At 69.8% G+C, this 4,931-nt stretch carries 6 protein-coding genes; 1 reads left to right on the forward strand and 5 read right to left on the reverse strand.

All coding sequences use genetic code 11. The features are described from left to right. The 5 genes from AC31A1_RS46705 to AC31A1_RS46725 form a co-directional block, all read right to left on the reverse strand. Positions 1 to 1,021 (reverse strand): glycine C-acetyltransferase (locus AC31A1_RS46705; RefSeq protein ID WP_489659142.1); only part of this gene is annotated, 1,021 nt, incomplete at its 3' end. Positions 1,022 to 1,077: 56 nt separating this feature from the next. Further along, positions 1,078 to 2,106, reverse strand: a complete 1,029-nt coding sequence (gene tdh / locus AC31A1_RS46710) for an L-threonine 3-dehydrogenase (protein WP_489659143.1) — start codon at positions 2,104 to 2,106, stop codon at positions 1,078 to 1,080. Between the two features lie 147 nt (positions 2,107 to 2,253). Continuing rightward, positions 2,254 to 2,622, reverse strand: a complete 369-nt coding sequence (locus AC31A1_RS46715; protein WP_489659144.1) for a YybH family protein — start codon at positions 2,620 to 2,622, stop codon at positions 2,254 to 2,256. Positions 2,623 to 2,637: 15 nt separating this feature from the next. Beyond that, on the reverse strand, positions 2,638 to 3,351 hold the full coding sequence (locus tag AC31A1_RS46720) for an SDR family NAD(P)-dependent oxidoreductase (RefSeq protein WP_489659145.1): 714 nt from the start codon (positions 3,349 to 3,351) through the stop codon (positions 2,638 to 2,640). Positions 3,352 to 3,524: 173 nt separating this feature from the next. Further along, positions 3,525 to 4,445: a LysR family transcriptional regulator gene (locus AC31A1_RS46725; RefSeq protein WP_489659146.1), complete on the reverse strand. Its 921-nt coding sequence runs from the start codon at positions 4,443 to 4,445 to the stop codon at positions 3,525 to 3,527. A gap of 140 nt (positions 4,446 to 4,585) precedes the next feature. Here AC31A1_RS46725 and AC31A1_RS46730 point away from each other — a divergent pair, with 140 nt between their 5' ends. Then, positions 4,586 to 4,879 (forward strand): muconolactone Delta-isomerase family protein, encoded by a 294-nt coding sequence (locus AC31A1_RS46730; RefSeq protein WP_489659147.1) that lies wholly within the window; start codon positions 4,586 to 4,588, stop codon positions 4,877 to 4,879. The last annotated feature ends 52 nt before the right edge of the window (positions 4,880 to 4,931 follow it).

Genomic DNA, 4,931 nt, shown 5'->3' on the forward strand with positions numbered 1-4,931 from the left:
GCCCCGCCACCCCCGCGTCGCCGATCATCACGGGTGCGATCGCATGGTCACCGGCGAGGATGTCGAAGCCCTCCTCGGTCATCCTCCGGCGGAACAACGCGGTGTTCTCGGCGAGTTGGACGCGCAGGTCGTCCGCGGACTCCAGCAGGTCGAGCACCTTCAGGGACGCTGCCGCGATCACGGGGGCCAGGGTGTTCGAGAAGAGGTACGGCCGGGAGCGCTGGCGGAGCAGCGCGACGATCTCGGCGCGGGCGGCGACGTAGCCGCCGGAGGCGCCGCCGAGGGCCTTGCCGAGGGTGCCGGTTATGATGTCGACGCGGTCCATGACGCCGTGCAGTTCGGGGGTGCCGCGGCCGCCGGGGCCGACGAAGCCGACGGCGTGGGAGTCGTCGACCATGACCATCGCGTCGTAGCGGTCGGCGAGGTCGCAGATCTCGTGGAGGGGTGCGACGTAACCGTCCATGGAGAAGACGCCGTCGGTGACGATCAGCTTCCTGCGCGCGCCCGACGCCTCCTTCAACTGCCGTTCCAGATCGGCCATGTCACGGTTGGCGTAGCGCAGGCGGCGGGCCTTGGAGAGGCGGATGCCGTCGATGATCGAGGCGTGGTTGAGGGCGTCGGAGATGACCGCGTCCTCCGGGCCCAACAGGGTTTCGAAGACACCGCCGTTGGCGTCGAAGCAGGAGGAGTAGAGGATCGTGTCCTCCTGGCCGAGGAACGTGGAGAGGCGTGCCTCCAGCTCCTTGTGGACCTCCTGCGTGCCACAGATGAAGCGCACGGACGCCATGCCGTAGCCCCAGCGGTCGAGGGCCGCGTGGGCGGCGGCGACGACCTCGGGGTGGTCGGCGAGGCCGAGGTAGTTGTTGGCGCAGAAGTTGAGCACCTCGCCGGGACGGCCGCCCGCGGTGACGTTCACGGTCGCGGACTGCGGGGAACCGATCACGCGCTCGGGCTTGTGGAGTCCGGCGGCGCGGATCTCGTCGAGGGTGGTGCGGAGGTCGTCGCGCACGGAGTCGAACATGGGGGAAGCTCCTAAAGTTCCTTCACCGAAAGGGAGTTACGCGGCCCAGAAGGGCATTACACGGTCCAGTCCAGGATGACCTTGCCGCCCTTGCCGCTCGCCGCGTCCGCGAATGCCGCCTCGAAGTCGCGGTGTCCGTACCGGCCCGTGATCACGGGCGCGAGGTCCAGGCCGCCCTCCAGCAGGACCGACATCGCGTACCACGTCTCGAACATCTCACGGCCGTAGATGCCCTTGATGGTGAGCATCGAGGTGACGATGCGGGACCAGTCGACCGGGAACTCCTGGGAGGGCAGGCCCAGCATGGCGATACGGCCGCCGTGCGTCATGTTGGCGATCATGTCGCGCATGGCCTCGGGGCGGCCGGACATCTCCAGGCCGATGTCGAAGCCTTCGCGGAGTCCCAACTCTCGCTGCCCGTCGGCGATCTGAGCGTCCGTCACGTTCAGGGCGAGGCTCACACCTATCTTGCGGGCGAGGGCGAGGCGCTCCTCGCTCACATCCGTCACCACGACGTTCCGGGCACCGGCGTGCCGCGCAACTGCCGCCGCCATCAAGCCGATCGGGCCGGCTCCGGTGATCAGGACGTCCTCGCCGACCAGTGGGAAGGACAGCGCGGTGTGCACGGCGTTGCCGAACGGGTCGAAGATCGCGGCGACATCGAGGTCGACGGGGACGCGGTGCACCCACACGTTGGCGGCGGGCAGCGCGACATACTCCGCGAAGGCCCCGTCCCGTCCGACGCCGAGCCCGACCGTGGCGCGGCACAAGTGGCGGCGCCCGGCGAGGCAGTTGCGGCACTTGCCGCACACCAAGTGGCCCTCGCCGCTGACCAGTTCACCGATGGCGATGTCGGCGACGTCCCGGCCGGTCCCGACGACCTCGCCCACGAACTCGTGGCCGAGCACCAGCGGCGTACGGATCGTCTGCCGCGCCCAGCCGTCCCAGTTCCGGATGTGCAGGTCGGTGCCGCAGATCCCGGTCCGCAGGACCTTGATCAGTACGTCGCCGGGTCCGACGGCGGGCTCCGGGACGTCCGCGAGCCACAGCCCGGGCTCCGCCTTCTCCTTGACCAGCGCCTTCAACGCTACGGCTCCTGAGGGTGAGGCCCCGGGCACGTCGAACGAGCCCGTTCCGGGGGTGGGGTGGATTCTGTTAGCAATCTGCCCCACCGGAGCGCCCGGGTCCATCGAGGTTTTCTTAAGCCGTGTCGCAGCTTTCCTTCACAGCTGTCAGAGCCGCGACACCTGGTAGTGGGCGATGGACCACCCGTCCGCCACCCGCTTCACCAACACCGCGAGCTTCACGTCGACCGGCGGCCGGTCGGTGAACGTGAACTCCGTGTCCAGATAACCGAGTACGAGGTCGTCGGCGTACCGCCGGGTTTCGAGGATCTCGAACTCGGCTGTCATGCCCAGGGGTTGGGAGTCGTAGTACTCGGCGATGCCTTTCCGGCCGACGCTGTAGGGATGCAGCCCCTGGAAGATCGCGTCCTCGGTGAAGAGGGACGCGACCCGTTGCGGCTCATGCGTGTCGACGGCCGCTTTCCAGGGGTCCAGGACACCGCGCAGGATGACTTCGTCGTCGTTCGTGCTGTTCATCTCCGTCGGCCTTTCTCAGTGACCGGCGCTCATACCGCCGTCGACATGCAGGATCTCGCCGGTGACGAAGGGGGCGTTCTCCAAGAACACCACGGCGTCGACGATGTCGCTCACCTCGCCCATCCGGCCGACCGGGTGCAGTGCGGAGAGGCCTGTGTAGGTCGCCTCCGGGTGCATCGGGGTCTTGATGGTGCCCGGCGACACGGCGTTGGCGCGGATGCCGCGGGTGGCGTACTCGATGGCGAGGGACTTGGTGGCGGACTGCAGCCCGCCCTTGGTCAGCGAGGCGAGGGCGGAGGGGACACGGGCGTCCGCGTTGTCGACCAGGCTGGTGGTGACGTTGACGATGTGGCCGCCGCCCTGGTCGAGCATGTGCCCGATGGCCAGCTGGGTGATCCGGAAGAACCCGGTCATGTTGATGCCGAGGACGGACGCGTAGTCGTCGGCCGTGTAGTCGGTGAACGGCTTGGCGACGAAGACGCCCGCGTTGTTGACCAGCGTGTCGACGCGGCCGAACCGCTCGATCGCGGCGGCGACGACCCGCTCGGCGGTCGCCGGGTCCGCGATGTCGCCCTGGACGGTCAGCACGTCCGCGTCGTCGGCCGGGGCGATGGTCCGCGAGGTGGCGACGACGGCGTAACCGAGCTTGCGGTACGCGTCGACGACGCCGGCTCCGATGCCCTGTGAGGCACCGGTGACGATCGCGACCTTCTGGTTCTGAGTGCTCATGACGACCTTCTCCGAAGTAGTTGCCGAGGTGCTCCCGGTCGGCCAATCGCTACTAGCCGACCGGTCGCCTATCGGAGAAAGTAGGCGACTCCTGGAAGCGAAAGCAAAGGTCGGACGGGGTTTGCCCAGGACCGGAATCCTCGTTGCTGGGAGGCCCGGCCTTCCAGTCCACGTCAGCGGTGCGGGTCGCCCTCGGGCAGCCAGGCGTCGGGGGCGCGCAGCCCGAGGTCGCCGACACCGTCACAGAGCGCGTCCACCGCGGCGAGCACGGCCGTGCGCGTCTCGCCCTCGCGCCACACCAGCGACCAGGTCCAGTGGACCGTCGGTCCGACGATCTCCCGGCGCACCAGGTCGGACGGCAGTGAAGTGGTCTGTCCCTTGGGCGAGTTGACGACCGGACGACGGCTGCGGCGGACGTGGTCGAAGAACGCGGGGCCGGTGACACCGCCGTCGGAGATGGGCACCGCGCGGGCCCCGGTGTCGTGGGCGAACTGCTCCGCGTAGACGTTCCACGACGACCAGGAGTTGGTGTCGTCGTCGAGGAGGAGAGCGGTGTCCCGAGCCCGCACGTCACCGGTTTCGGTGCCCGGGGACACCGCGTACAGCCGGTCCGCGCCGAGCAGCCGGGCCCGCAGCCCGTGCCGCTTCAGGTCCTCGTCCCGAACCCAGCACACCGCGAGGTCCAGGCTGCCGTCCGCGACCCGGGCGGCCTGTGTGTGCGAGGGCGCGACCCACGCGTCGACATGCACCTGGGCCACCCCGGCGGTGCGCGAAGTCAGGTCCGCGGGAAGCCAGTTGACGTAACCGAGCCGCACCGCCTCCGAACCCGCGAGCCGCCCGGCCCGGCGCCGCAGGTCGTCGGCGCGCTCCAGCAGGGCCCTGGTGTGCGGGAGCAGAGCGGCTCCGGCCGCAGTGAGGGCGACCGAGCGGCGGTCGCGGTCGAAGAGCCGTACGCCCAGGTCGCGTTCGAGGGCCTTGATCTGCTGGGAGAGGGACGGGCCGGCGATCAGGAGGCGGTCGGCGGCCCGGCCGAAGTTCAGCTCCTCGGCGACGGCGACGAAGTACCTCAGTTGGCGCAGCTCCACGCCCGTCATGCTACGCGCGCTGGGAGGCCGGGCCTCTCAGCAGGGAGCGAGCCTGTCGTGGCGCCCGGGCCGGTCGCGGGCCACGATGAGGACATGGAAGCCCGGCGCCTGCCGTGCCGCCGGGCGGGCCCGAACGGAGCGAGATCATGCTGCGAGAGTTCCTGGTCGAGATCACGACCACGATCCCCGAGGGCACCGCCCAGGAAGAGGTCGACCGGCGCCGCGCCGCCGAGGCCGTCCGCGCCCGCGAACTGGCCGCGACCGGCCATCTGGCCCGGCTGTGGCGCCCGGTCGGCGAACTGCGCAGCGTCGGCGTCTGGCGCGCCGCCGACGAGGAGGAACTCCACGCGAAGGTGCTCGGCACCCTGCCCCTGCACGCGTGGATGACCTTCGCCGTCACCCCGCTGGAACCGCACCCGAACGACCCGGGCTATGCGGAGTAACTCACCCTGTCCGCAAGGGATTTCATCGGCATGAGCCCCTACGCCCCAGTCC

The sequence above is a fragment of the Streptomyces sp. P5F9 genome (assembly GCF_057961495.1).